At 69.6% G+C, this 25530-nt stretch carries 27 protein-coding genes; 10 read left to right on the top strand and 17 right to left on the bottom strand.

From position 1 onward, the window contains the following. Positions 1 to 61 precede the first annotated feature (61 nt). Together sigK and EV141_RS10060 are read left to right on the top strand one after the other, a co-directional pair. On the top strand, positions 62 to 655 hold the full coding sequence (gene sigK / locus EV141_RS10065; protein ID WP_375880269.1) for an ECF RNA polymerase sigma factor SigK: 594 nt from the start codon (positions 62 to 64) through the stop codon (positions 653 to 655). Beyond that, positions 652 to 1527, top strand: a complete 876-nt coding sequence (locus EV141_RS10060; RefSeq protein WP_130485852.1) for an anti-sigma factor — start codon at positions 652 to 654, stop codon at positions 1525 to 1527. Before sigK ends, EV141_RS10060 begins: the two co-directional genes overlap by 4 nt. A gap of 93 nt (positions 1528 to 1620) precedes the next feature. On the opposite strand, the gene EV141_RS10055 is transcribed toward EV141_RS10060, so the two are convergent. The 14 genes from EV141_RS10055 to EV141_RS09990 form a co-directional block, all read right to left on the bottom strand. After that, positions 1621 to 2268, bottom strand: a complete 648-nt coding sequence (locus tag EV141_RS10055; protein ID WP_130485851.1) for an arsenate-mycothiol transferase ArsC — start codon at positions 2266 to 2268, stop codon at positions 1621 to 1623. A 110-nt stretch (positions 2269 to 2378) separates the two neighbouring features. After that, a complete protein-coding gene (locus EV141_RS10050) occupies positions 2379 to 3053 on the bottom strand; it encodes a winged helix-turn-helix transcriptional regulator (protein ID WP_130485850.1) in 675 nt (224 codons plus the stop codon). A 56-nt stretch (positions 3054 to 3109) separates the two neighbouring features. After that, complete coding sequence (gene pstB, locus EV141_RS10045) at positions 3110 to 3889, bottom strand: phosphate ABC transporter ATP-binding protein PstB (protein WP_130485849.1); 780 nt, start codon at positions 3887 to 3889, stop codon at positions 3110 to 3112. Positions 3890 to 3912: 23 nt separating this feature from the next. Then, positions 3913 to 4989, bottom strand: coding sequence for a phosphate ABC transporter permease PstA (gene pstA / locus EV141_RS10040; protein ID WP_130485848.1), 1077 nt, complete (start codon positions 4987 to 4989; stop codon positions 3913 to 3915). Between the two features lies 1 nt (position 4990). Further along, positions 4991 to 5953: a phosphate ABC transporter permease subunit PstC gene (pstC, locus tag EV141_RS10035; protein ID WP_130485847.1), complete on the bottom strand. Its 963-nt coding sequence runs from the start codon at positions 5951 to 5953 to the stop codon at positions 4991 to 4993. Positions 5954 to 6060: 107 nt separating this feature from the next. After that, positions 6061 to 7167: a phosphate ABC transporter substrate-binding protein PstS gene (locus EV141_RS10030; protein WP_130485846.1), complete on the bottom strand. Its 1107-nt coding sequence runs from the start codon at positions 7165 to 7167 to the stop codon at positions 6061 to 6063. A gap of 193 nt (positions 7168 to 7360) precedes the next feature. Next, on the bottom strand, positions 7361 to 8140 hold the full coding sequence (gene pstB, locus EV141_RS10025; protein WP_130485845.1) for a phosphate ABC transporter ATP-binding protein PstB: 780 nt from the start codon (positions 8138 to 8140) through the stop codon (positions 7361 to 7363). 56 nt (positions 8141 to 8196) lie between these two features. Then, entirely contained in the window at positions 8197 to 9309 is a 1113-nt protein-coding gene (pstA, locus tag EV141_RS10020; RefSeq protein ID WP_130485844.1) for a phosphate ABC transporter permease PstA, read from the bottom strand. Then, on the bottom strand, positions 9306 to 10259 hold the full coding sequence (gene pstC, locus EV141_RS10015; protein ID WP_130485843.1) for a phosphate ABC transporter permease subunit PstC: 954 nt from the start codon (positions 10257 to 10259) through the stop codon (positions 9306 to 9308). Before pstC (EV141_RS10015) ends, pstA (EV141_RS10020) begins: the two co-directional genes overlap by 4 nt. Then, on the bottom strand, positions 10256 to 11332 hold the full coding sequence (pstS, locus tag EV141_RS10010; protein WP_130485842.1) for a phosphate ABC transporter substrate-binding protein PstS: 1077 nt from the start codon (positions 11330 to 11332) through the stop codon (positions 10256 to 10258). Before pstS ends, pstC (EV141_RS10015) begins: the two co-directional genes overlap by 4 nt. A 169-nt stretch (positions 11333 to 11501) precedes the next feature. After that, positions 11502 to 12452 carry an NUDIX hydrolase gene (locus EV141_RS10005; RefSeq protein WP_130485841.1) on the bottom strand — a complete coding sequence of 317 codons (951 nt, stop codon included), beginning with the start codon at positions 12450 to 12452 and terminating at the stop codon, positions 11502 to 11504. Positions 12453 to 12577: 125 nt separating this feature from the next. Next, entirely contained in the window at positions 12578 to 14779 is a 2202-nt protein-coding gene (locus tag EV141_RS10000) for an RNA degradosome polyphosphate kinase (RefSeq protein WP_130485840.1), read from the bottom strand. A gap of 37 nt (positions 14780 to 14816) precedes the next feature. Beyond that, positions 14817 to 16064 carry an MFS transporter gene (locus EV141_RS09995; protein ID WP_375880268.1) on the bottom strand — a complete coding sequence of 416 codons (1248 nt, stop codon included), beginning with the start codon at positions 16062 to 16064 and terminating at the stop codon, positions 14817 to 14819. 69 nt (positions 16065 to 16133) lie between these two features. Next, positions 16134 to 16859, bottom strand: a complete 726-nt coding sequence (locus tag EV141_RS09990; protein ID WP_130485838.1) for a winged helix-turn-helix transcriptional regulator — start codon at positions 16857 to 16859, stop codon at positions 16134 to 16136. Positions 16860 to 16911: 52 nt separating this feature from the next. Here EV141_RS09990 and EV141_RS09985 point away from each other — a divergent pair, with 52 nt between their 5' ends. From EV141_RS09985 to EV141_RS09970, 4 genes are all read left to right on the top strand, one after another. Then, positions 16912 to 17181, top strand: a complete 270-nt coding sequence (locus EV141_RS09985) for a hypothetical protein (RefSeq protein ID WP_130485837.1) — start codon at positions 16912 to 16914, stop codon at positions 17179 to 17181. Between the two features lie 134 nt (positions 17182 to 17315). After that, on the top strand, positions 17316 to 17912 hold the full coding sequence (locus EV141_RS09980; protein ID WP_130485836.1) for a heme-binding beta-barrel domain-containing protein: 597 nt from the start codon (positions 17316 to 17318) through the stop codon (positions 17910 to 17912). Between the two features lie 4 nt (positions 17913 to 17916). Beyond that, complete coding sequence (gene ygfZ, locus EV141_RS09975; protein ID WP_130485835.1) at positions 17917 to 19080, top strand: CAF17-like 4Fe-4S cluster assembly/insertion protein YgfZ; 1164 nt, start codon at positions 17917 to 17919, stop codon at positions 19078 to 19080. A gap of 19 nt (positions 19081 to 19099) precedes the next feature. Next, on the top strand, positions 19100 to 20206 hold the full coding sequence (locus EV141_RS09970) for an FUSC family protein (protein WP_130485834.1): 1107 nt from the start codon (positions 19100 to 19102) through the stop codon (positions 20204 to 20206). 385 nt (positions 20207 to 20591) lie between these two features. Here EV141_RS09970 and EV141_RS09965 read toward each other — a convergent pair whose 3' ends face one another. Further along, positions 20592 to 21443 carry a class I SAM-dependent methyltransferase gene (locus EV141_RS09965; RefSeq protein ID WP_185740174.1) on the bottom strand — a complete coding sequence of 284 codons (852 nt, stop codon included), beginning with the start codon at positions 21441 to 21443 and terminating at the stop codon, positions 20592 to 20594. Between the two features lie 45 nt (positions 21444 to 21488). On the opposite strand from EV141_RS09965, the gene EV141_RS09960 reads away from it, so the two are divergent. Further along, positions 21489 to 22232 (top strand): phosphoglyceromutase, encoded by a 744-nt coding sequence (locus tag EV141_RS09960; RefSeq protein WP_130485833.1) that lies wholly within the window; start codon positions 21489 to 21491, stop codon positions 22230 to 22232. 25 nt (positions 22233 to 22257) lie between these two features. Continuing rightward, entirely contained in the window at positions 22258 to 22749 is a 492-nt protein-coding gene (locus EV141_RS09955) for a hypothetical protein (RefSeq protein ID WP_130485832.1), read from the top strand. 26 nt (positions 22750 to 22775) lie between these two features. On the opposite strand, the gene phoU is transcribed toward EV141_RS09955, so the two are convergent. After that, positions 22776 to 23429: a phosphate signaling complex protein PhoU gene (gene phoU / locus EV141_RS09950; RefSeq protein ID WP_130485831.1), complete on the bottom strand. Its 654-nt coding sequence runs from the start codon at positions 23427 to 23429 to the stop codon at positions 22776 to 22778. A gap of 161 nt (positions 23430 to 23590) precedes the next feature. Between phoU and EV141_RS09945 the strand changes: the two genes are divergently transcribed. Both EV141_RS09945 and EV141_RS09940 read left to right on the top strand, forming a co-directional pair. Further along, positions 23591 to 24757 (top strand): sensor histidine kinase, encoded by a 1167-nt coding sequence (locus tag EV141_RS09945; protein WP_130485830.1) that lies wholly within the window; start codon positions 23591 to 23593, stop codon positions 24755 to 24757. Continuing rightward, complete coding sequence (locus EV141_RS09940; protein ID WP_130485829.1) at positions 24754 to 25434, top strand: response regulator transcription factor; 681 nt, start codon at positions 24754 to 24756, stop codon at positions 25432 to 25434. Before EV141_RS09945 ends, EV141_RS09940 begins: the two co-directional genes overlap by 4 nt. Here the strand turns inward: EV141_RS09940 and EV141_RS09935 are convergent. Continuing rightward, positions 25431 to 25530 (bottom strand): integrase core domain-containing protein (locus EV141_RS09935; protein WP_130485828.1); only part of this gene is annotated, 100 nt, incomplete at its 5' end. The two genes, EV141_RS09940 and EV141_RS09935, sit on opposite strands and share 4 nt — an antisense overlap.

Raw genomic sequence — 25530 nt, 5'->3', positions numbered from 1 at the left:
CATCCAGAGCGTTCTCAGCGAATGCGCACGTCGACCGCACGCGACCTGGGATGCTGTATGCGTGCATCCAGACCTGCCCGTTGCGACCGACGTCGACGCAGCGCCCGTCGTCGATCAGGCGACCGCCCTGCTCGTTCGCGTTGCCGACGGGGATCAGCGCGCGTTCAGCGAGCTGTACGACCTGATGGCTTCCCGCATGCTCGGCCTCGTGCGCCACGTGTTGAAAGACCACGCGCAGTCGGAGGAGGTCGTGCAGGAGGTTCTGTTGGAGGTGTGGCAAACCGCTTCCCGCTTCGATCCGAATAAGGGGAAAGCGGTGACGTGGATGCTCACGATGGCTCACCGACGCGCGATTGACCGGGTGCGTAGCGCCCAGGCAAGCCGTGATCGGGACACCAAGATTGGCATCCGCGATCTCGGCCGCGAGGTCGACACCGTGTCGGAGAGCGCCGAGATCAGCATCGAACACAAGCGAGTGGAGAAGGCGATGGCGAGGTTGAGCGACCTGCAACGGCAGGCGGTCGAACTCGCTTACTACGGCGGCTACACGCAGAGCGAGGTGGCCGAGATGCTGAACATTCCGCTCGGAACAGTTAAGACACGATTGCGCGACGGCCTGATACGCCTGCGCACAGAATTGGGGGTGGCGTCATGAGTGCTCTGTCGAACGACATGCTCGAGACCGCCGCCGCTTATGCGCTCGGAGCGTTGGACGCCGACGAGGCGGCCGCGTTTGAGAGCGTGTTGGCGACGTCGCCAGAGCTGCAGCGCGAGGTTGAGTCGCTGCGCGAGGTTTCCGGGATGCTCGGCGCGGCCACCGCGCCGGTCGCCCCGTCTGCGGGTCTGAAGCAGTCGCTGATGGCCCAGGTGGCGGCGACGCCGCAGCTGCCCCGCGAGCAGGCGCCGGCGGCGCCCACGGAGCCCACGGCCGCGCCGTCTGACGCTGCCGCGCCGTCTCACGCTGCCGCGCACCGCGCTCCGACCCTCGCCGCCGTGAGCGCGACCCCGGCGGCGGCTCCCGCGCCGATCCCGATGAGCGGTTTGGCGAGCGAGAAGGCGAACGCTCGCTGGTTCTCGCGCCCCGCATCCCTCGTGGCGGCGGCTGCCGCGGCGGTTGCCTTGTTCTTCGGCGGCGTCTTTGCCGCCGACCTCGTGAACCCGGCGGCGAACGACCAGCAGGTGCTCGCGCAGGTTGTTGCCGCGCCCGACGCGACGGTCGCCTCAAGCGAGGTCGCGGGCGGCGCCACGGCGAGCCTCGTGAGTTCCGAGTCGCTCGGCGTCTCGGTCATGGTGTTCGACGGTCTCGACGAGCTGTCAAGCGATGAGGCGTACGCCCTCTGGTACATCACGGGCGACGAGATCGCGCCGGCCGGCCTGTTCACGGTCGACGGCAGTGGCGAGGTCGTGCAGGTGCTCGACGGCGAGTTTGTCGCCGGCACGGTCGTGGGTGTCACGGTCGAACCGGCCGACGGCAGCCCGCAGCCGACGAGCGAGCCGATCGTCGCGATCGCGACCACCGAGGCGTAACGCACGCCGCGCATCCGTGCTGTTCGGACGGACGCGCGCGCGGCCGCGCCCGATGAGCGGGGGCGACGCGCAAACGGCCCTCGTTCGTGCGCGCTACGCGTGGGCGCGCGCCGCGCGGATCTCGGCGGCGAGGCTGCTCACGTGCTCGGCAATCGCGTCGCGTGCGGCGCGCACACTGTCGAGGTTCACGGCGTCAGGCGCCGGGATCGCCCAGTCTTCGTACTTGCGGCCCGGGTGGACGGGGCACGCGTCACCGCAGCCCATCGTGATCACGAAGTCGGCTCCCCGCACGAGCTCGTCGGTGAGGGGCTTGGGGTAGGCGGTGCCGAGGGGCACGCCGAGCTCGTCGAGCGCGTCGGCCAGGAGGGGGCTGACGGCCGAGCCCGGCTGTGATCCGGCGCTCGCAATGGTGACCCCGTCGCCCAGTTCTGCGGCGAGCAGCGCCGAGGCAAGCTGGGAGCGTCCGGCGTTCTCGACGCAGACGAACAGCACCGAGGCGGGGCGATCGCTCAGCGAGACGGATGCACGTCGAATGGCTGCCAGACGTTCCGCGGCGAAGTGGCCGGTCAACGACGCCAGATAGCGGCGGATTGAGGCACGCGCGGCGAGCTGGCGGTAGCTGTCGTCGACGATCGCGGCCACGGTTTCTGCGCTGACGATGCCCGCGTATCGGGCCGTCAGCCGCTCGGCGATGCGGGTGACGACGTCGGGAACCGTTGTGTCGTCGTGGGGGTCGATCATGTCGCGCTCCTTCGGTTCGGGCGCATCCGTTGCCCTGCTCGAAGAATAGATCGGCGTCGATCTACTGCGCCACGCGGGAGCGTCGTCCCCGCACAGTGTTCACCGTCTGTTCACTCGACCCGCACGCGGTAGCCGACGCCGCGCACCGTTTCGATGGGCGACAGCCCCGATTCGGATGCTGCCCCCAGCTTCGCGCGGATCGATCCGATCATCACGCGCACCGCCCGCGCCCCGGCCTCCGGGTCGACGTCGGGCGAGAACTGACGCGCAAGGTCGTGGGCCGAGACGAGGCGGGGGGCCCGCGAGGCGATCGTGTGCAGCATCGAAAACTCTCGGTGGGTGAGGCGCACGTCGTTGCCTGCGTAACTGACGAGGTGGGCGGCGGTGTCGATGTGCAGGTCGCCGACGATCACGGCGGGGGCGTGGGGCGAGCTGGGCAGGCCGAGCCCCATGAGGCAGCGGCGCAGTTCTTCGGCCGTGAACGGCGTGGGCAGCAGGGCGTTCGCGCCCGCGTCGAGCGCGCGCTGCGCGTCGGCGTTGTCGATCGCGGCCGAGTCAATCGCGACGACGACGGGCACGTTCGCCCACTGGTGCACGGTCGACACCAGAGCGTCGAGCGAGACGCCCGACGGGGTGGCGGGCGTCAGCACGACGTCGGGCGCGTCGCTGGCCAGGGCGACGAGCAGCTCGGCCGCATCGCGGTGGGCGACGTAGTCGACCCCCGCCGAGATCAGCTGCCGATCCGTGTCGCGGCACAGCTCGCGCAGGGCCGTCGTGCCGGCCACGCGGCGGAACGTTCGCGGTCCCTGGGCCGCGCGCGGAGCATCCTGAGTGACGGGGCTCACCCGAACTTGCCCGAGACGTAGTCCTCGGTCGCCTTGACCGAGGGGTTCGAGAAGATGACCGACGTATCGTCGTATTCGATGAGCTTGCCGGGCATGCCGGTTCCGGCGATGTTGAAGAAGGCGGTCTTGTCGGACACCCGCGAGGCCTGCTGCATGTTGTGGGTCACGATGACGATCGTGTAGTCCTGCTTGAGCTCTTCGATGAGGTCTTCGATGGCGAGCGTCGAGATGGGGTCGAGGGCCGAGCAGGGCTCGTCCATCAAGATCACCTCGGGCTCAACGGCGATGGCGCGCGCAATGCAGAGGCGCTGCTGCTGACCGCCCGAGAGGCCAGAGCCGGGGCGGTCGAGGCGGTCTTTGACCTCGTTCCAGAGGTTCGCGCCCTGCAACGACTTCTCGACGAGGTCGTCGGCGTCGCTCTTGCTGATGCGGCGGTTGTTGAGGGTGACGCCGGCGAGCACGTTGTCGCGGATTGACATCGTGGGGAAGGGGTTCGGGCGCTGGAACACCATGCCGACCTGGCGGCGCACGAGCACGGGGTCGACGCCGGGGCCGTAGAGGTTGTTGCCGTCGACGAGCACCTCGCCCTCGACGTAGGCGCCGGGGATCACCTCGTGCATGCGGTTGAGCGTGCGGATGAACGTCGACTTGCCGCAGCCCGACGGCCCGATGAAGGCCGTCACACTGCGCGGCTCGATGGTGAGGGTGACGTCTTCGACGGCCTTGAACTTGCCGTAGTAGACGTTGAGGTCGTTGACTTCGATGCGCTTAGACACGGGGTGTTTTTCCTTTGGTGGGGTCAGCGGCCGAACTTCGGCGCGAAGAAGCGTGCGATGAGGCGGGCGGCGAGGTTCAGCACCATGACGATCAAGATCAGCGTCAGGGCGCCTGCCCACGCGCGGTCGAGGTCGGCCTGGAAGTCGACGCCCTGGTTCGCGTACGAGGTGAACACGAAGACCGGCAGCGACTGCATGCGGTCGGCGAAGAGGTTCGTGTTCATGCTCGCCGTGAAGCCGGCGACGATCAGCAGCGGCGCGGTCTCGCCGATGACGCGGGCGATGGCGAGCATGATGCCCGTCGTGATGCCGGCGATCGAGGTGGGCAAGACCACCTTCAGCACCGTCAGCCACTTCGGCACACCGAGCGCGAACGAGGCTTCGCGCAGTTCGTTCGGCACGATGCGCAGCATCTCTTCGCACGAGCGCACGACAACGGGGATCATGAGCACGCTGAGCGCGACGGCTCCCGCGAAGCCCATGCGCACGCCCGGCCCGAAGAACAGGGCGAACAGCGCGAAGGCGAACAGGCCGGCCACGATCGACGGGATGCCCGTCATCACGTCCACAAAGAACGTGATCGCCCGGGCGAGCGGCCCCCGCCCGTATTCGACGAGGTAGATCGCGGTCAGAAGACCGATCGGGATGGAGATGATCGCGGCGGTGCCGGTCATGAGCAGGGTGCCGGTGATCGCGTGCACCGCGCCGCCACCCTCGCCGACGACGTTGCGCATCGAGAAGGTGAAGAACTGCACATCAAAGCGGGCGAGCCCGTTCGCCACCACCGTGAAGACGAGCGACACGAGCGGGATGACCGCGAGCACGAAGGCGGTCGTCACGACCGCCGTGACGATGCGGTCCGTCGCCTGGCGCCGCCCCTCCACCTGCGAGCTGAGCACGCCGATCGAGACGATGTAGAACACGGTGCCGAGCACGGCGACCGCGATGAGGTTGAGGCTTCCGATGGTGCCCGCGGCGGCGAGCAGCGAGAGCACGCCCGCGGCGACGGCGAACGAGAGGCCGAGCACCATCCACGGGGTGCGCCGGTGTAGGCGTCCGTGGGCGAGCGGGTTGGCGGGGGCGGTCTGGATGGCGGTCATGTCAGTTCGCTCCCGAGAAGTCTTTGCGGCGGTTGACCACGTAGCGGGCGATCGAGTTCACGGCGAGCGTGATGAGGAACAGCACGAGGCCGGTCGCGATCAGCAGGTTGACGTTCACGCCATACGCCTCGGGGAAGCTCAGGGCGATGTTCGCGGCGATGGTCGAGGGGTTTGCCGACTGCAGCAGGGCGAACGACACGATGGCCTGGGGCGACAGCACCATGGCGACCGCCATGGTCTCGCCGAGCGCCCGGCCGAGGCCGAGCATGGCGCCCGAGATGATGCCGGGGCGCCCGAACGGCAGCACGGCCATGCGGATCATCTCCCAGCGCGTGGCGCCGAGGGCGAGCGCGGCCTCCTCGTGCAGCACCGGCGTCTGCAGGAAGACCTCGCGGCAGATGGCGGTCATGACGGGCAGGATCATGACGCCGAGCACGATGCCGGCGGTGAGGATCGTGCGGCCGGTACCCGAGACGGGCCCGGCGAAGAGTGGGAACCAGCCGGCGTTGTCGACGAGCCAGGAGTAGACCGGCTGGATGGCGGGGGCGAGAACGCCGATGCCCCAGAGGCCGTAGACGACGCTCGGCACGGCGGCGAGCAGGTCGACGAGGTAGCCGAGGGCCTGCGCGAGCTTGCGCGGCGCGTAGTGCGAGATGAACAGGGCGATGCCGATGGCGAGCGGCAGCGCCATCACGAGCGCGAGGGCGGCCGACCAGAGCGTGCCGAAGACGAGCGGCCACACGTAGTCCAGGAAGCTCGCGGGCTGGCCGACGAAGTCGGCGGGGTCGGCGGTGAGGGCCGGGATGCTCTGCGCGACGAGGAAGATCGCGACGGCGGCGAGGATGACGAGAATCAGCCCGCCCGACCACAGGGCCGCGCGGGAGAACAGCAAATCACCGAGGCGGATGGCCGGTTTTGCCGGCAGCGCCTCGGCTGATGCTGGCCGGGGTGTCGTCGCGGTCATGGGGCCTTCCTCGCGGGTGTCGGGGGCGGGGGTGATGCGGGGTGGTACGGGGTCGGGGCGGGTGCCGGGTGACCGGCACCCGCCCCGGGTGCGCGTTGCGCGGGTCTTTAGCCGATGACGTCGATCGCCGCGGTCACGCGGTCGAACAGCGTCGACGAGATCGGGGCAGCGCCCGCGTTCTCGGCAGCGTTGGCCTGGCCCTCTTCGCTCGCCATGTAGGTGAAGTAGGCCTTCACCAGTTCCGCCTTGGCCGGGTCGGCGTAGGTCTCGCAACCGACGAGGTAGGCGACGAGCACGACCGGGTAGGCGGCCGTCTCCGGGTCGCGGTTCAGGTCGATGCTGAGGTCGAAGTCGGGGCGGCCCTCAACGAACTCCGAAGCGTCAACGATGGCGGCAGCGGCCTCGGGCGAGAACGGAACGAACTCGCCTGCGACCTCAACCGCAACAGTGCCAAGGCCACCGGCGCGCGAGGCGTCGGCGTAGCCGATGGTGTTGGTGCCGTTGGTGACGGCGTCCACGACACCCGAGGTGCCCTGAGCGGCTTCACCCGACTCGAGCGGCCACACGCCGTCGGGCTCGAAGGTCCACACGTCGGGGGCGGCCTGGAAGAGGTAGTCCGTGAAGTTCTCGGTGGTGCCCGAGTCGTCCGAACGGTGAACCGGCGTGATCGCGGCGTCGGGCAGTTCGACGCCCTCGTTGAGCTCGGCGATGGCTGGGTCGCTCCAGTTGGTGATCTCTTCGGCGAAGATGCCGGCGACGACCTCGGGGGTCATGTTGAGCGTCTCGACGCCCTCGACGTTGAAGATGATCGCGATCGGCGAGATGTACAGCGGCAGCTGCACGATGCCCGAGTCGGGCGCGCAGGCCTGGAAGCCGCCGGCGGCGATCTCCTCGTCATTGAACGCGCGGTCGGTGCCGGCGAAGTCCGAGCCGCCGCCCTGGAAGGTCTCGCGACCCGCACCCGAACCGGTGGGGTCGTACGTCACGGTGACGTCGGGGTTCTGCATCTGGAAGTCGGCGATCCACGCGGTCTGCGCGGCGCCGACGGCCGACGAACCGGCACCAACGAGGGTGCCCGAGAGTGTCGAGGGGGCGTCGCTGGTCGCGCCGGGCTCCGGCGAGTCGGTGGCGGTCTCGTTGGCGGCGCAACCGCTGAGCACGATGGCTCCGGCGGCGAGGAGGGCAGTCAGGCTGCCCGCACGCTTGGTGTTCACTGTGTTCCCTTCGGGATGTGATCAGGGGGTGGACCCCCCGGGTGGGCGATCCGAAACCTGACGGTAGGAGCGCCGTGTGACCACAGTGACCAGTTCGGGTGAACGACGGGTTAACGGAAAGAGAACCCTGTCCCACACGGATGCGCGGGGCAGGGTTCTCGAGAAACGACGCGCCATCGGCGCCGTCGCGTGCCTATCCGAACTTGCCCGAGACGTAGTCTTCGGTCGCCTTGACGGCGGGGTTCGAGAAGATCGTCGCGGTCTCGTCGTACTCGATGAGCTTTCCGGGCATCCCGGTGCCGGCGATGTTGAAGAAGGCCGTCTTGTCGCTGACGCGCGACGCCTGCTGCATGTTGTGCGTGACGATCACGATCGTGTAGTCGGTCTTCAGCTCTTCGATGAGGTCTTCGATCGCGAGCGTTGAGATGGGGTCGAGCGCCGAACACGGCTCGTCCATCAGGATTACCTCGGGCTCGACCGCGATGGCGCGCGCGATGCAGAGGCGCTGCTGTTGGCCGCCCGACAGCGACGAGCCGGGTCGGTCGAGGCGATCCTTGACCTCGTTCCAGAGGTTCGCGCCGCGCAGTGACTTCTCGACGAGCGCTTCGGCGTCAGACTTCGCGATGCGGCGGTTGTTGAGCTTCACGCCAGCGAGCACATTGTCGGCGATCGACATGGTCGGGAACGGGTTGGGGCGCTGAAACACCATGCCCACCTGTCGGCGCACGAGCACCGGGTCGACGCCCTTGCCGTAGAGGTTGTTGCCGTCGACGAGCACTTCGCCCTCGACGTAGGCACCCGGGATCACCTCGTGCATGCGGTTGATCGTGCGCAAGAAGGTCGATTTGCCGCAGCCGGACGGGCCGATGAAGGCCGTCACGCTGCGTGGCTCGATGGTGAGGTTGACGTCTTCGACGGCCTTGAACTTGCCGTAGTAGACGTTCAGGTCGCGGACTTCGATGCGCTTCGACACGGGGTTCCTTTTGCGGTCAGATCGAGGGAGAAAGACGAGGGGATGCTCGGGGCGCGTCAGCGCCCGGCCTTCGGTTGGAAGAGGCGAGTGATCAGGCGCGCGATGAGGTTCAGGGCCATCACGATGATGATGAGCGTGAGCGCCCCAGCCCAGGCGCGCTCGAGGTACACGTCGACGTCGGTGCCGGGGTTCGCGTACTGCGTGTAGACGAACACGGGCAACGACTGCATGCGCTCGCTGAAGGCGTTGTAGTTCATGCTCGAGGTGAAGCCGGCAACGATCAGCAGCGGGGCGGTCTCGCCGATGACGCGGGCGATCGCGAGCGTGATGCCCGTGATGATGCCGGCGGCGGCGGTGGGCAGTACGACCTTCACGACGGTGAGCCACTTGGGCACGCCGAGCGCGTACGCGGCTTCGCGCAACTCATTGGGCACGAGCTTCAGCATCTCTTCGCTCGAGCGCACGACGACCGGAATCATGAGCACGCTGAGCGCGACGGACCCGGCAAAGCCCAGGCGCACGCCCTCGCCGAAGATCAACGCGAACAGCGCGTACGCGAACAGACCAGCCACGATCGACGGGATACCCGTCATGACATCGACGAAGAACGTGATCGCCCGGGCGAGCGGTCCGCGGCCGTACTCGACGAGGTAGATCGCCGCGAACAACCCGATCGGCACCGAGATGAGGGTGGCCCACGCCGTGATCTGCAGCGTTCCGACGATGGCGTGTAGCGCTCCGCCCCCTTCGCCGATGACCGAGCGCATCGACCAGGTGAAGAACTGCAGGTCGAAGCGCGGGGCGCCGTTCACGAGCACGGTCGACAGCACCGAGACGAGCGGCAGCAGCGCAACGACGAACGCGGTGATCACGAGCGCGATCATGAAGCGGTTCGTCGCGGCGCGGCGGCCCTCGGCGATAAGCGAGATGGTCGTGATGAGCGCGATGGCCGAGACGGTGCCGAGAATCACCGCGAGCACGAGCGAGAACTCGCCGATCGCGCCCGCCGCGGCGAGCAGGGCGACGACGGCAATGGCGCCCATGAGGCAGGCGACGGTGAGGGCGGGCGCTGCCCAGCGCGGCAACTTGCCCGAGGTGTAGCTGTTGACGCGGGCGGGGCCGGCGCCCTGGGGGTCAGCCGCGGCGCGGGGCGGCAGGGTGGCGGTCATCGCGACTCCAGCGATCGCTCGTGCCGGTTCACGATGTAGCGCGCCAGCGAGTTGACGATGAGGGTGATGACGAAGAGCACGAGGCCGGTGGCGATGAGCGCGTTGACCTGGATGCCCGCCGACTCCGGGAAGTTGAGGGCGATGTTGGCGGCGATCGTCGACGGGTTCTCGCTCTGAATGACGGCGAAGCTGATGATCGCCGAGGGTGAGAGCACCATGGCGACCGCCATCGTCTCGCCGAGGGCGCGGCCGAGGCCGAGCATCGACGCCGAGATGATGCCCGAGCGGGCGTAGGGGAAGACGGCCATGCGCACCATCTCCCACCAGGTCGCGCCAAGCGCGTACGCGGCCTCCTGGTTGAGCGTCGGCGTCTGCACGAAGACCTCGCGGGTCAGCGCGGTTATGATCGGCAGCACCATGACCGCGAGCACGATGGCGACGGTGAGCACGGTGCGCCCGGTTCCGGATGCGGGCCCCGCGAACAGCGGGAACCAGCCGGCGTTCTCGGCGAGCCATTCGTACAGCGGCACGGTCGCGGGCGCGAGCACCGTGATGCCCCAGAGCCCATAAACGACGCTCGGCACGGCGGCGAGGAGGTCGATGATGTAGCCGAGCGGCTGGGCGAGCTTCCGCGGGGCGTAGTGCGAGATGAACAGGGCGATGCCGACGGCGATGGGCACGGCCATGATGAGCGCCAGGGCGGCGGCCCACACGGTGCCGAAGGCGAGCGGGGCGACGTACTGCCAGAAGTCCCCCTCGGTTCCGCGGAACGAGCCCGCGGGAGCCACGATGGCGGGCAGCGATTGGGCGACGAGGAAGATCGCGACGGCGGCGAGCGCGATGAGAATCGCGGTGCCCGCGCCGACTGCGAGCCGGCTAAACGTCTTGTCACCGCGGCGCTCGACCGTGTCGACGGCGGCGGGTCGCGGGGCCTCGGTGGGCGCGGTCATCGGATCCCTTCGATCGCGGCGAGAACTCGGTCAGCGAGGCCCGGTGACAACGGGGCCGAGCCGGCGAATTCGGCGGAGAGTTCTTGCGCCTCGGGGCTGGCGACCCACTCGAGGTAGCCGCGCACGAGCTCGGCGTCGGCGTCGTTCGGGTAGTCGCGACAGGCGATGATGTAGCTCACGAGCACGAGCGGGTAGGTGCCGGCTGCGTCGATCGTGCGGTCGAGGTTGATCGCCAGGTCGTCGTCGGCGCGACCGTCTTCGAGCGGCGACGCCTCGACGACACGGGCGGCAGCCTCGGGCGTGTAGGCGACGAATTCATCGCCGACCTTCAGCGAGACGATCGTGAGGTCTCCCGCGCGAGATGCGTCGGCGTAGCCGATGGTGTTGCGGCCATTCGCCACCGCGTTGACGACGCCCGAGTTGCCCTGGGCCGACTCGCCGCCATAGGGGAAGGCGTCGCCCGACTCGGCAGCCCACTCGTCGGGAGCGGCCTGGGCGAGGTAGTCGGTGAAGTTCTTCGTGGTGCCCGACGCGTCTGAGCGGTGCACGGCCGTGATCGGCGCGCTCGGTAGCGCGGCGTCGGGGTTCATTTCCTGGATGCGCGGGTCATCCCAGGCAGTGATCTCGCCCCGGAAAATCAGCGCGATGGTCGCCGCGTCGAGATTCAGCTCATCGACGCCCTCGATGTTGACGATGATGGCGAGCGGCGAGATGTAGAGCGGCAGGTTGATGGCGCCGGAGCCGGGCACGCAGGCCGACAGGCCCGCCTCGGCCTCTTCCGCGGTGAGGGCAGAGTCGCTGCCGGCGAAGTCGAGGCCGCCAGCGAGGAACGACTCGCGGCCCGCCCCCGAGCCCGACGGCTCGTAGTTGACGGTGAGGCGGCCGTTCGCGTTCTGCGCGCTCGCGATCCACACCTCTTGAGCCGCCGACTGTGCCGACGATCCGGCACCGTCTAGGGTGCCGGCGAGGGGGCCGGAGGAGTCTCCGCGGTTCAGCTCGTTGACCGCGCAACCGCTGGTCGCGAGGACGGCGGTGAGGGCCAGCGCGCTGATGAGTCGGCGCGAAGTGTCCACCCGGATCCTTTCGTGGGGGAGCGCAAGGAAAAGCGGGCGACGCGCAGCGTCGGCGTCGTCCCGCAGTCAAGCACAATCGCAACGAAAGGTAAACGGAAGGTTAACGCGGTGCCAGACGCGCATCCGAGTGGCGACGCCGGCGCGGGCACTGGCGGCCGAAGCGGGTGTGTCAGTCGACCGCCGGACGGTGCGATTCGACGGCGACGAGCCACGGCTGCTCGGTGTCGCGTGAGAAGTGCAGCACCGTGAAGTCGCCGACCGACAGCGCGGCCGAGCGTCGCAGCTCGCCGCCGAGGTGGGCGCCGCCGAACTCGGCCGCCGCCTCGATGATCTGCGGGATCACGGGCCCGTGGCTGCACAGCACCGTGCCGAGGCGTCGCTCGAGGCGCTTGATGACCTGCGCGGTGACCTTCTCGCCGTCGGACCGGTAGGCGTCTTGGCTGATGCTGCGCGACTCTTTCACCGGTAGCCCCGTGGCGGCGGCGGTCGGCGCGATCGTCGCCACGCAGCGCACGGCGGGCGACGTGACGAGCACCTCGGGGCCGAAGGCGGCGATGCCGCCGGCCACCGACGCCGCCTGCTCGAGGCCGCGGTGCAAGAGCGGCCGCGTGGCGTCGGGGCCGTCCCACTGCTCGGGCGGCATCGCCTTGCCGTGCCGCAGCACGATGAGCGGCACGGTGCGCGCCCGGCCCGCCTCGAACTGGGCGGCGAAGCGCTCGAGCACGTCGAGGTCGTGCTCGTAGCTGAGCTTCTTCTCGGCCTTCGTCAGGGGCACCCACTCGAGCGCGAGAATCTCGCCGTTCGCCTCGTAGGTGTGACGCTCGGCGGCGCCCGGGTCGACCTCGGCCGACCAGTAGTGCACAGCCTTGGGCCGCCCGCCAGGCAGGGCGTACTCGACCGTGCCGAGCGGGGCGCCCAGTACCACGTCGAAGCCGGTCTCTTCGGCAATCTCGCGCACCGCCGTGTGGGGCAGCGTTTCCCCGGGGTCGACCTTGCCCTTGGGCAGCGACGCGTCTTTGTGCTGCGTGCGGTGCACGACGAGCACGCGCACCTTGCCATCGACGATCTTCCAGAGCACCGCGCCAGCGGCGAGCACGGGCGTGTCGGGCGTGGGGGTCACTGGCAAGGTCCCGTCGGTCGGGGGCGGCGGATCGTCGTCAGGCTACCGAGAAACGGCGCGGACGCCAGCATCGTGGGCCGCCCGCTGGCGCATGATGCGCCGCGCCACCCGTGCAGGCGACGTCGTCAGCGCGCGGTCTGCGGCCGACGCCGGCCGCCGATACGCCCCATCATCGTGTTCTGCAGGTCGGCCAGCGCCGTGCCGTTGTCGCGCGTCGCGCGGCGCAGCCACTCACCGGTCGGCTGCAGGTGCCACGACGCGGTGCGGTCGCTCATGGTGGCGTCGAAGAGCTGGTCGATCTGGTCGAGGTGTGCCGGGTCGCTGAGGCGAATCAGCGCCTCGACGCGGCGGTCGAGGTTTCTGTGCATCATGTCGGCGCTGCCGATGAAGATCTGCGGGTCGCCGCCGTGGTGAAAGGCGAAGATGCGCGAATGCTCGAGGTAGCGGCCGAGCACGCTGCGCACGCGGATGTTCTCGCTGAGCCCCTCCTGCCCGGGCACGAGCGCGCAGATGCCGCGCACGACGATGTCGACACTCACCCCGGCCTGGCTGGCCCGGTACAGCGCATCGATGATCGCCTCGTCAACGAGCGAATTCACTTTGATGCGGATGCCGGCGGGCAGCCCGGCGCGCGCATTCTTGGTCTCCGCGTCAATGAGTTTCAGCAGGCCGCGCCGCAGGTAGCGGGGTGCGACGAGCATCCTCTTGTATTTCTTCTCGATCGCGTAGCCCGAGAGCTCGTTGAACAGGCGCGTGAGATCTTTGCCGACCTGGTCGTCGGCGGTGAATAGGCCGAGGTCTTCGTACAGGCGGCTCGTCTTGGGGTTGTAGTTGCCCGTGCCGACGTGCGAGTAGTACTTCAGCTCGCCGCCCTTCTCTTGACGCACGACGAGGGCAAGCTTGCAGTGGGTCTTGAGGCCGACGAGGCCGTAGACCACGTGCACGCCGGCCTTTTCGAGCTTGCGCGCCCACTCGATGTTGTTCTGCTCGTCGAAGCGAGCCTTGATCTCGACGAGCGCCAGCACCGCCTTGCCCGCCTCGGCCGCATCGATCAAGGCCTCGACGATGGGGCTGTCACCGCTCGTGCGGTACAGCGTCTGCTTGATGGCGAGCACGTTCGGGTCAGCGGCGGCCTGCTCGAGGAAGGCCTGCACGCTCGTCGCAAACGACTCATACGGGTGGTGCACCAGGATGTCGCCCGCGCCGATCGCTGCGAACACGTCGGGCTTGGCGTTCGGTTCGGCCGGCTGCAGTTGCAGGGCCGTCACCGGCACGTGCTTGGGGTACTTCAGGTGCGGCCGGTCGAGCTTCGCGATCTGAAAGAGCCCGCCGAGGTCGAGCGGCGCCGGCAGGCGGTACACCTCGTTCTCGGTGATGCCGAGTTCGCGCACGAGCAGCCCGAGGGTGACCTCGTCCATGTCGTCGGTGATCTCGAGGCGAATGGGCGGGCCGAAGCGGCGGCGCAGCAGTTCGCGTTCGAGGGCCTGGATGAGGTTCTCGGCCTCGTCCTCTTCAATCTCGACGTCTTCGTTGCGCGTCAGGCGGAACTCGTGGTGCTCGAGCACCTCCATGCCCGGAAACAGCTCGTCGAGGTGATTCGAGATGAGGTCTTCGAGCGTCAAGAACCGCACGCGGCCCGAACCATCGTCGGGCAGCTGCACGAAGCGCGGCAGCACCGTCGGAACCTTGAGGCGCGCGAACTCGACGCGCTCGGTCTTCGGGTTGCGCACCCGCACGCTGAGGTTCAGCGACAGGCCCGAGATGTAGGGGAAGGGGTGGGCGGGGTCGACCGCCAACGGCATCAGCACCGGGAAGATCTTCGTCGAAAAGATCTCGTCGACCCGGGTGCGGTCGTCGTCGTTCAGGTCGGCCCACGACTCGACGTGAATGTTCGCCTCGTCGAGGGCGGGCTTCACCAGTTCGTGAAAGCAGCGCACGTGCCGGTGCTGCAACTCGAGCGCGAGGGCGTTGATGTCGGAGAGCACATCGGCCGGCGCCCGCCCAGTGTTGGTCGGCACCGCGAGGCCCGTAACGATGCGGCGCTTGAGGCCCGCCACCCGCACCATGAAGAACTCGTCGAGGTTGGTCGCGAAGATCGCCAAGAAGTTGACGCGCTCGAGCAGCGGCGTCGTCGGGTCTTCGGCCAGCTCGAGCACGCGCTGATTGAAGCGCAGCCAGCTCAGCTCGCGGTCGAGGTAGCGCTCGGGCGGCAGCGTGCCGTCGTCCACACTCGTCGTCTCGTCGTAGTCGTCCATGAAGTCGCCGTCGACTCCGCCGTCGACCTGCGACCCATCGGCCACCGAACTGCGCCCACCCTCGTCTTGCATCCGCACATTCTGGCACCCGCGGGTGTCGCGGAGGTTGCTACGCGTCGACGCCGAGGGTGGTGGCCCGGTCAGCCGGATCGCGCTGGGCGCGGCTGGCCGCGAGGAACGGCAGGGCGGCCGCCGAGATGATGCCGCCGATCATGAGCGAGAAGCCGTAGCCCTGCAGGTCGGCGGCCCGGCCGAGCGCCGGCTGGGTCACGATGCCGCCCGCGCTGCCGAGCAGCGACTGGAACGACAGCACGGTCGCCCGCTGCGCCGACGGAATCATGTCGTTGAGATACGAGCGCTGCGCCGGCTGCGCCACCGACGTCGTCAGCCCCCAGGCCGCGAGCAGCACGATCGCGAGCCACAGCGTCTCGACGAAGAAGAAGGCGATGAGCACGGCCGACGACACCGCGACCGACGCAAGCAGCACCGTAGTGCGTCGGCCCACGAGCCGCCGCACGAGCGGCGCGAGTAGTCCGCCGAGAATCGACGAGCCCGCGAAGATCGCGGCGGCAAGCCCCGCGAGCGCGTAGGCGGTGTCATCGCCGGCGACCTCGAGCAGGTAGGGCTGCAGGGCGTAGAAGGCGTAGACCCCGACGCCGGCCGTGAACGGCGACGCGATCATCACCCAGCGAATCGCGGGGCGCTGAAATCCGTGCATCCAGGATGCGCGCATCACGGTGCGCACGGCCGTCACGGGCCCCGTTCCCCGCACCGGCGTGAACCCGAGGTCGCGCATGAGCACCCCGGCGACCACGATCATGACGAGAAGGATCCCTGCCCGCACCAGAAACGGCACGCCCAGGTTGGTCAGCTGCGCGAGCAGCCCGCCGAGCACCGAACCGCTCAGCATCGAGATGCCCGACACGATCTGCGCGCGGCCAAACACGGTCTCGAGCGTGCCGCGGTAGCCCGTGGCCGTCAGAGCATCGACGAGCCACGCCTCGACCGCTCCGGTGAAGAAGGCGAAGCCGAGCCCGAGCGCGACCGACACGAGCGCCCAGGCCCAGAACGGCGACTCCCAGAGCCACATGAGCCAGTACAGCAGCGTCGTGACGGCGAGCGTCACGGTGCCCAAGAGGTACGAGGTGCGCCGCCCGCGGGTGTCGGCGACGACCCCGGTCGGAATCTCGAAGATCACCATTCCGAGGGTGAAGAACGCGTTCGCCGCGAACGCCTCCAGGTTGCTGAGGCCCGCGTCGAGCAGAAACAGCGTGTTGATGCCCCAGATGAACGAGGCGGCGATCGTGTTTCCGAAGGTGAGCACGTAGAAGGTGCCCTGCACTCGGCGCGCGCTCATGACGCTCATTGTCACAGTGTGACATCACTGGCGACGAAGGGCGAGGGTGCAGAGGCTCAGGCGCTGGGCTCAGGCGTCCACGCCGCGCGCCGGTGCCCGCTCGGTGGTGTCTTGCGCCGCGGCGAGCTCGGCCGGGTCGTGCTCGGTGAAGCGGTAGCCGACGTTGCGCACCGTGCCGATGAGCGCATCCATGTCGCCGAGCTTGGCCCGCAGTCGCCGCACGTGCACGTCGACCGTGCGGGTGCCGCCGAAGTAGTCGTAGCCCCACACCTCGCTGAGCAGCTGCTCGCGGGTGAAGACGCGGCTCGGATGGGTGGCGAGAAAGCGCAGCAGCTCGAACTCTTTGTAGGTGAGGTCGAGGGTGCGGCCGTTGACCTTCGCCGAGTAGCTCGCCTCGTCGATGACGACACCGGATGCGCGAATCAGTTGCGATTTGCCGTCACCGTCTCGCTGCTGACGGCCGATCACGAGACGGATGCGCGCATCCACCTCAGCGGGGCCCGCCGTCGCAAGGATCACGTCATCGATTCCCCACTCGGCGTTGACGGCCGTGAGGCCCCCCTCGGTGAGCACGACGACGACGGGGCTGCCGGCGCCGGTGGTCTGCAGAATCTTGCACAGCGTCTTCGCCGCGGCGAGGTCAGCGCGGGCATCGACGAGGATCGCGTCGGCGTTCGGGGCGCCCACGAGAGCGGCGGGCTGGGCCGGAATCTGGCGCACCCGATGGCTCAGCAGGCCCAACGCGGGGAGAACGTCAGCGTCCACCTGCGGGGTCAGGATGAGCAGATCTGCCATGCGTCCTCCGGGTGTCGGTCTTGAGTCTACTGGGCGGCCTAGCATGGAGGACATGACCTCCCGCTCGATGGTGACCGCGGTGCCCGTGTGGCTCGCGACCGTCGTCGCTCTCATCGTGGTCGTACTGACCCTTCCGGCGGATGCTCACCTCGCGTCGGTTCCGCTCGTTGCGGCCTCTGCCGTCCTCCTCTCGTTCGGCCTGCAGGTGGCCACTCAGCGCACCGACGGGGTCGTGCGCCGGCTGCTCATCACGATCGTCGGCATCGTTGTGATTACGGCGGTCGCTTCCGGGCTGATGCTCACCCTGCCGGGCGTAGACTGAGCCCATGCTGCTCGCGATCGAAATCTTCTTCCTGGGCCTGCTCGGCCTGGCGTCGCTCGCCATCGGATTCGTGTCGGTGGTCGTGCTCGTCAACCTCTACCGCGGCCAGCGCTGACGCGCCCCGGGGCCCGGCCGTGTTCTCGCTTGAGGCGAGCCTTCCCGCCGAACTCGCCCCGCTGTCGTGGCTGCTCGGCGTCTGGGAGGGCTCGGGCATCGTGCACTACCGCGACGGCGACACGGTGCGCGAACACGAGTTCGGCCAGCGGGTCAGCTTCAGCCACGACGGCCTGCACTACCTCAACTACACGTCGACGACGTGGCTGCTCGCCGCCGAGCAGACGCCGCTCAACGCTGAGGCCGGCTACTGGCGCTTGCACCGCCCCTCGCAGCCCGGCGACCCCGGCCCCGCGCTGCTGCCGGGCGTCGGCGAGCGGCCGTTCTCGACCACCGAGGCCGTCGAATCGCTGCGCACGAGTCGCGACGACTTCGAGATCGAGGTCGCGCTCATTCACCCGACGGGCATCAGCGAGCTGTACCTCGGCCGCGTGAAGGGCCCGCGCATTGACCTGCAGACCGACGCCGTCATGCGCTCGGCGTCGGCAAAAGAGTATTCGGCGGCGACCCGCATGTACGGGCTCGTCGAGGGGCGCCTGCTGTGGGCGTGGGACATCGCCGCCCTCGGCAACGACCTGCGCACCCACGCCTCGGGCACCCTTGGCCGTCAGGAGTAACCCCATGACCGATCAGCCCACCACCGCGTCGCCCGCCGCCACGTCGCCCGCCGCCACGCCCTCGCCGCTCGCCCAGCTACCGGGCGCTGTGGGCGCACCGACCGCCGAGCACTACGGCGACCCGGTCGCCGAACAGCGGGCGCTCGCCGCGGGCCGTGCCCTCGTCGACCTGAGCGACCGGGGCGTGGTGACGCTGACCGGCCCCGACCGGCTGCGCCTGCTCGACTCGCTCACCTCGCAGTCGCTCGCGGGCCTCGCCCCCGGGTCGTCGGCCGAGACGCTGCTGCTCGACCCGAACGGTCGCATCGAGCACGCCATGCACGTCGTCGACGACGGCGAGACGGCGTGGCTCATCGTTGAGGGCGCGGCAGCGCCGGCCGTCGCGGCCTGGTTCGACCGAATGCGCTTCATGATGCAGGTCGAGGTCGTCGACGCCAGCGCCGAGTGGGCCGTGATCGGGGCGATGGCGCCCGCGGACGCCGAGCCGAGCATCCCGGCCGCCGCGCCGAACGGGCACGCGCTCGTGTGGCGCGACCCGTGGGCGGCCGTGCAGAGCGGCGGCTGGCAGTACGCCGCCGAGGCCGCGCATCCGGCCGCCGACTACCCGGCCGTCGAGCTCATCGTCGAGCGGGCCTTCCTCGCCGAGCTCGCGGGCCTCGCGCGCGCCGGCGGCGTGCGCCTCGCGGGCTCGCTCGCGGCTCAGGCGCTCAGGGTCGCCGCGTGGCGCCCCCGCTTCGCGGCCGAGGTCGACGAGAAGTCGATCCCGCACGAGACCGACTGGCTGCGCTCGGCCGTGCACCTCGCGAAGGGCTGTTACCGGGGGCAAGAGACGGTGGCGAAGGTGCACAACCTGGGCCGCCCGCCGCGCCGGCTCGTCATGCTGCACCTCGATGGCTCTGACGCGCAGTTGCCGCCCGCGGGCGCGACGGTGCACGCCGCCGACGCCGACCGCGCCGAGGTCGGCCGCATCACCTCGGTCGCGCGCCACCACGAGCTGGGCCCGATCGCGCTCGCGATCGTGAAGCGCTCGCTCGACGTGACCGTCCCGTTGGTCGTGCCGGTCGACGGTGTCGACATCGCCGCCGCGCAGGAGGTCATCGTTCCGCCCGAGGCCGGGCAGTCGGCCGCGGTTCCCCGCATCCCGCGCCTCGGCGCGAAGAGCCGCTAGGCCGGGCGAGGCGCTGACCGTGCGCGGCGACGATCCGCTTCGCCGGCTCGAACGCCGCGTTCGCCGTCAGGTGGATGCGCGGCGCGCCTTCCGTCGCCTCCTGCGGTCCCTGCCCGCCATCGCCCAGATCGTCGCCGGCGTCGTGGTCGCCTACGCCTTCGCCCGCGAGGTGCTGGGTCACGAACTGCCGATCGTCGCCGTGACGGTGACGATCAGCGCGCTCGGTTTCGCGCGCGACGCGCGACCGCGACGGGTGCTGGAAACGGTCGTGGGCATCCTGGTCGGCATCGTTGTGGCGGCGCTCATCGTGCTCGCGGTCGGGCGCGGGGTGTGGCAGCTGGCGCTGATTCTGGCGCTCGCGCTGATCGTCGCGCGGCTGGTGTCGCCGTCGGCGGGTTTCGCCGTGGCGGCCGCGGTGCAGTCGATGCTCGTCGCGGTGCTGCCCGACCCCGAGGGTGGGGTTTTCGAGCGCGCCATCGACGGCCTTGTCGGGGGAGTGGTGGCGCTGCTCGTGACCGCGCTGATCCCGCGGTGGGACGTGGTGCGCGCTCGGGGCGAGTCGCGCGCCCTGTTCTCGCTGCTCGTCGAGTCGCTGTCGGGTGTCGCCGAAGCCCTGCGGCGCGGCGACGCCGGCGCCGCCGAGTTGGCGCTGACGCGCAGTCGCCGCACGCAGCCGCTGATTGACGAGTGGCGGGCGTTACTCGAGTCGGCGCGCGCCGTGGCGGCGTACTCGCCGTGGCTGCGGCGCGGGCGCGCGCGCCTCGCCGCAGAGGGTGAGCTGCTCGAGGCCGCCGACCTGGTCACCCGGCACGTGCGCTCGATTGCGCGCCGCGTCGAGATTCTCGTGCGCGACGGTCTCGACCGGCCCGGGCTCGCGCAGCTGTTCGACGAGGCGAGCGTGATCGTGCGGGCGCTCGGCCGCTCGGTGGAGTCGCCGAGCGCACGCGACCGGGCCCGCGTGCTGGGTCTCGCACTCAGCGGTGAACTCGCCCCCGACCGCGTGCCCGGAGCGGTGCGGGTGCCCGACCAGGTCGTCGTCGTGCTGCTGCGCTCGCTCGTCTTCGACACGCTGATCGTCTGCGGCCTGACACGAGCCGAGGCCCGCCAGGCGCTGCCGCCGCTGTAGCGTCGCGCCCACGCCGGGGCCCGCGCCCGCGCAGGTGCCCGCCCCGCGTCCGCCCCGCCCCTGCGCCCGCGCCCGCCAGCCCGGCGGTGGCGCGCCCCGTCGATCCCTCGCAACGTGGCACACGCCGGTGCGCTGCTTCCACAACCGCGGGAAGGTGAAGACGGGTCTGCATCCCGCTGTTGTGGAAGCAACCGGGGGTAGTGACTGCCGCGAAACGGCAGTTGTGGGGGTCACAGGTGCCGGAAACCCCCACACGTGACCGTTCGCCGTGGGGGTTGGCGCACCGCAGACCGCGATCCGAGAGCCGCGATCCGAGAGCTGCGATCCGAGAGCTGCGAGCCGCAGAGCGCGAGCAGCAGACCGCGAGCCGCAGTCCGCGAGCTGCTCAGCGCGGGGCGACCGCCGACCAGTCGACCGTGAGCTCGCCGAGCCTCCAGCGCGTGACACCGTCGCGCACCGGCCAGCCCGCGTCTCTCAGGCCCCGCACCGCGGCGATCCAGCGCTGGCGGGCCGAGAACGTGCCGACGGGCGCCGCCCGCACCCACTGCTCGTCAAGCGCGCGCAGCAGCTCGTGCACGCCCTCACCCGGCACGTTGCGGTGAATCAGCGCCTTCGGCAGACGTTCGGCGACCACGCTCGGCACCACCTCCTCGGTGGCGACCCCGCCGCGCCCGCTGACGTCTCCCGTGCCGAGCGCCTCGACACTCAGCGCGATCGTGAAGGTCTCGGGCCCCACCTCGGGCCGCAGCGTCACCCAACTGGCGAGCCGTCCGACCTCGTTCGAGGTGCCCTCCACGAGCAGCCCGCCGGGCGCGAGCCGCGCGAGCATCCGCTCCCACGCCGCCGCCACCTCGCCCTCGTCGTACTGCCGTAGCACGTTGGCCGCGCGAATCACCGCCGGCCGCTCGCCGCCGACGAGCGGCACTTCGAAGCCTCCGACGCCGAACTGCAGCCCGTCGAGCCCGGCCTCGCCGGCGGCGCGGGCGGCCTCGGCCTGCTCCTGCGCGCGGCGCACCCGAGCCGGCTCGATCTCGATTCCGGTGACCCGAGCATCCGGCCGAACGGCGCGCAGCCGTGCGAGCAGTTCCCGCGCCGTCCACCACGACGCCCCGTAGCCGAGGTCGACCGCGTGCGGCACCGCCGCCTGCCGCCACGCGGGGTGCGCGGCGATGAAGCGGTCCATGCGGCGCAGGCGGTTCACGCCGGTCGTGCCCCGCGTCACCCGTCCGTCGACCATGCGCCCATTCTGGATGCTCGGCGTGCCCTCGCTAGGCTTGAGCGCATGACGCACACGCTGATCCTGCTCCGCCACGGCCACTCTGTCTGGAACGAGAAGAACATCTTCACCGGATGGGTCGACGTCGAACTCACCGAGCAGGGCCGCGACGAGGGCCGGCGCGCCGGCCAGCTGATCAAAGACTCAGGGCTCGCCCCGCGCGTGCTCTACACGAGCCTGCTGAAGCGTGCGATTCACACCGCCAACCTCGCCCTCGAAGTCGCCGACCTCGACTGGCTGCCCGTCAAGCGCAGCTGGCGCCTCAACGAGCGCCACTACGGCGCCCTGCAGGGCCTCAACAAGGCCGAAACCCTCGAGCAGCACGGCGAAGAACTCTTCATGACCTGGCGCCGCAGCTTCGACACCCCGCCGCCCGTGCTCACCGACGACGCCGAGTACAGCCAGGTGCACGACCCCCGCTACGTCGGCATCGACGGCGAGGTGCCCCGCACCGAGAGCCTCAAGCTCGTCATCGATCGCATGCTGCCCTACTGGGAGTCAGACATCACGAAAGACCTGGCGGCCGGCAACACCGTGCTGGTCACGGCACACGGCAACTCGCTGCGCGCGCTCGTGAAGCACCTTGACGGCATCAGCGACGAGGACATTGCGGGTCTCAACATTCCGACCGGGATCCCTCTCGTCTACGAGCTGGGAGACGACTTCATGCCGGTGAAGCCCGCCGAGTACCTCGACCCCGAGGCCGCTGCCGCGGGCGCCGCCGCGGTCGCCAGCCAGGGCAAGAAGTAGCGGCGAGGCGAAGAGCAGGCGCCCCGTGCTGCATTTCGCGGTCGTCGCCTTTCTCGACGAGGTGGCCCTCGGCGACGAGCTGCCGCTCGACGATCTTCCCCCGCACGTCGTGCTGCTTGACCGCGCCATGACCGAGGCCGACCTGGGCCAGGTCACGGCCGAGGTCGAGCTCGCGTACGCCAGCCACGGCCCCTTCGAGGCCACGGGCGGCGACGACGACGAATTGGGTGAGGATGCGCGCCCCGCCACGCTGCTCGACGATGACGGTTCGCTGACGCGCGCGCACCGCACCCTGGTGATGGGTCTGCGCGAGCTCGGCGTGCGGGTCGCCGACCCGACGCTGGCGGGGCTGGGCTATCTGCCCCACGTGCCGGTGCCCGAGAGTTACGACCGCGTGGATCGTGGCGAGCGCCTCGAACTGCGCAGCATCGCGGTGCTCGAGCTCGTCCCAGCCGTGGGCGGTCGCGCCAGCGAGCTCGTCACGGCGCGCGTCGCCGAGCAGTTCCCGCTGATCTAGCGCCGCGGGCGGCTCAGCGCGAGCGCTTAGTCGTCGGCCGGAACCCAGTCGCCGGTCGCAAGGTACTGCACCTTCTTCGCGATCGAGACGGCGTGGTCGGCGAAGCGCTCGTGGTAGCGCGAGGCCAGCGTGGCGTCGACCGTGTCGATGGCCTCGCCCTTCCAGGTCTCACCGAGCACCTTGTCGAAGACGCTGAGGTGCAGCGCGTCGACCTTGTCGTCGTCATTGCGAATCTCTTCGGCCAGGGCGACGTCTTCGGTGCGCAGCAGCTCGACGAGCTTGCGCGCGATGGCGACGTCGACCGCGCCCATCTCGACGAAGGTGGGGCGCAGGCTCTTCGGCACCACCTTGTCGGGGAACCGGTAGCGCGACAGCTGGGCGATGTGCTCGGCCATGTCGCCCATGCGCTCGAGCGAGGCGCTGATGCGCAGGGCGCTCACGACGATGCGGAGGTCGCGGGCGACCGGCTGCTGGCGGGCGAGGATATTGATGGCCAGTTCGTCGAGTTCGGCTGCCGCGGCGTCGATCTTGTCGTCGTCTTCAATCACCTGTTCGGCGAGCGCGACGTTGACCTCGTTGAAGGCGCGGGTGGCGTTGTCGATCGATTCGGCGACCAGCGTGGCGATCTCGACGAGGCGCTCTTGCACCTCGGCCAGCTCTTGCTGGAAAACTTCGCGCATCGGACTCGTCCTCGTCTCAATTGGGGGTCATGCACAGACTCGCCCACAGTGTCCGGCTGAGGTAAACGCGGGGTGTCTGAGCGATGAACTCTACTCCCAGTGAGGGCACCCGAGCCGCTGGCGGTGCGGGTGTCGGTCTCACGGTCAGTACGCTGATCCCCATGGAGTCGGCTCTGCTGGTTCCCCTGTCGCTGCTGCTTGGCGCGATCCTCGGGGGCGGTGCCGTTGCGATCGTCATCGCAGCGGCGAGGCGCGGTCAGCGCGCGGCGCAGGTCGCCACATCGACGGTTCCCGACGGCGTCGGCCAGGTGATCGACGCACTCGAATCGGCTGCCCTCGTTCTGGATGCGTCGAACACGGTGATCAAGACGTCTCCCGGCGCGCACGCCCTCGGCCTCGTCTGGCACCGGGCGCTCGTGCACGCCCGGCTCATCGAGGTGGTCGACCGGGTGCGGCGCAGCGGTGAGGCCGTCACGGAAGACCTGGAGCTCACGCGCGGGCCGCTCGGCGACGCGCAGTTGCGGCTGAGCGTGCGCGTCGCGCCGCTCGGCACCCGCTTCATGCTGCTGATCGCCGACGACCGCACGGAAGCGCACCGGCTCGAGGCCGTGCGCCGCGACTTCGTCGCCAACATTAGCCACGAACTGAAGACCCCCATCGGCGCCGTCGGGCTGCTCGCCGAAGCGCTCGAGCACGCCTCCGACGACCCCGAGCAGGTGCGCAAGTTCGCCGACCGCCTGCAGATCGAGTCGGCCCGCCTTGCCGCCATGACGCAGGAGATCATCGAGCTGTCGCGCCTGCAGGCATCAAATGCGCTCGCCGATCCGGCGGAGGTCGACGTTGAGTCGGTCGTCTCGGCCGCCATTGACAAGAACCGGGTGGCCGCCGAGGCTGCCGGCATCCAGCTCGTCGCGGGCGGCGCGAAGAAGGTGAAGGTGCTCGGCGACGAGGCGATGCTCGTGACCGCCGTGCACAACCTGATCGCCAACGCGATCCAGTACTCGACGAAGCCGTCGCGCGTCGGCATCGGCGTAATCCGCACTGACGACATCGTCGAGATCGCCGTCACTGACCAGGGGGTCGGCATCCCCGACGACGAGCTCGACCGCGTCTTTGAGCGCTTCTTCCGCGTCGATCAGGCCCGCTCGCGCGCGACCGGCGGAACCGGGCTCGGCCTGTCGATCGTCAAACACATCGTGCAGAACCACGGCGGCGACGTGCGCGTGTGGTCGCAGGCCGGCCACGGCTCGACCTTCACCATCCGTCTGCCGCGACCCGTCGAGCAGTCGACGGAACCCGCCCCGAAGAAGAAGAAAGTGCGCGCATGACCCGCATCCTGATCGTCGAAGACGAGGCGTCGCTCTCGGAGCCGCTCGCCTACCTGCTCACCCGCGAGGGCTATGAGACGCAGGTCGCCGCCGACGGCAACTCGGCGCTGGCCGAGTTCGACCGCTCAGGCGCCGACCTCGTGCTGCTCGACCTCATGCTGCCCGGCATTCCCGGCACCGAGGTCTGCCGCGAGCTGCGCCAGCGATCCACCGTGCCGATCATCATGCTGACCGCCAAGGACAGCGAGGTCGACATCGTGGTGGGCCTCGAGCTCGGCGCCGACGACTACGTCACCAAGCCGTATTCGACCCGCGAACTGCTCGCGCGCATCCGGGCTGTTTTGCGCCGCCGCGTCGACGATGACGACATCGACGACAGCATCCTGGAGGCGGGCATCGTGCGCATGGACGTCGACCGCCACCAGGTCAGCGTCGACGGCCGCGAGGTCGCCATGCCGCTGAAGGAATTTGAGCTGCTCGAGTTGCTCTTGCGCAACGCCGGACGCGTACTGACGCGCGGTCAGCTCATCGACCGGGTGTGGGGTGCCGACTACTTCGGCGACACCAAGACGCTCGACGTGCACGTGAAGCGCCTGCGCTCGAAGATTGAACCCGACCCCTCGAACCCGCGGATGCTCGTCACGGTTCGCGGCCTCGGCTACCGCTTCGAGGCCTAGCTGTTCTTCCTCGTGAGGTTGTGAACGCGGGCTGAGGGTGTGAGACCGCCGATCCCGGTGTGGGGTCGGTGGTGATTGTAGTGATGGAGCCAGTCG

The sequence above is a fragment of the Microcella putealis genome (assembly GCF_004216575.1).
Lineage (GTDB): Bacteria > Actinomycetota > Actinomycetes > Actinomycetales > Microbacteriaceae > Microcella > Microcella putealis.
The sequence above is the reverse complement of the archived record's forward strand: the minus strand, read 5'-3'. Positions and strand labels throughout refer to the sequence as shown.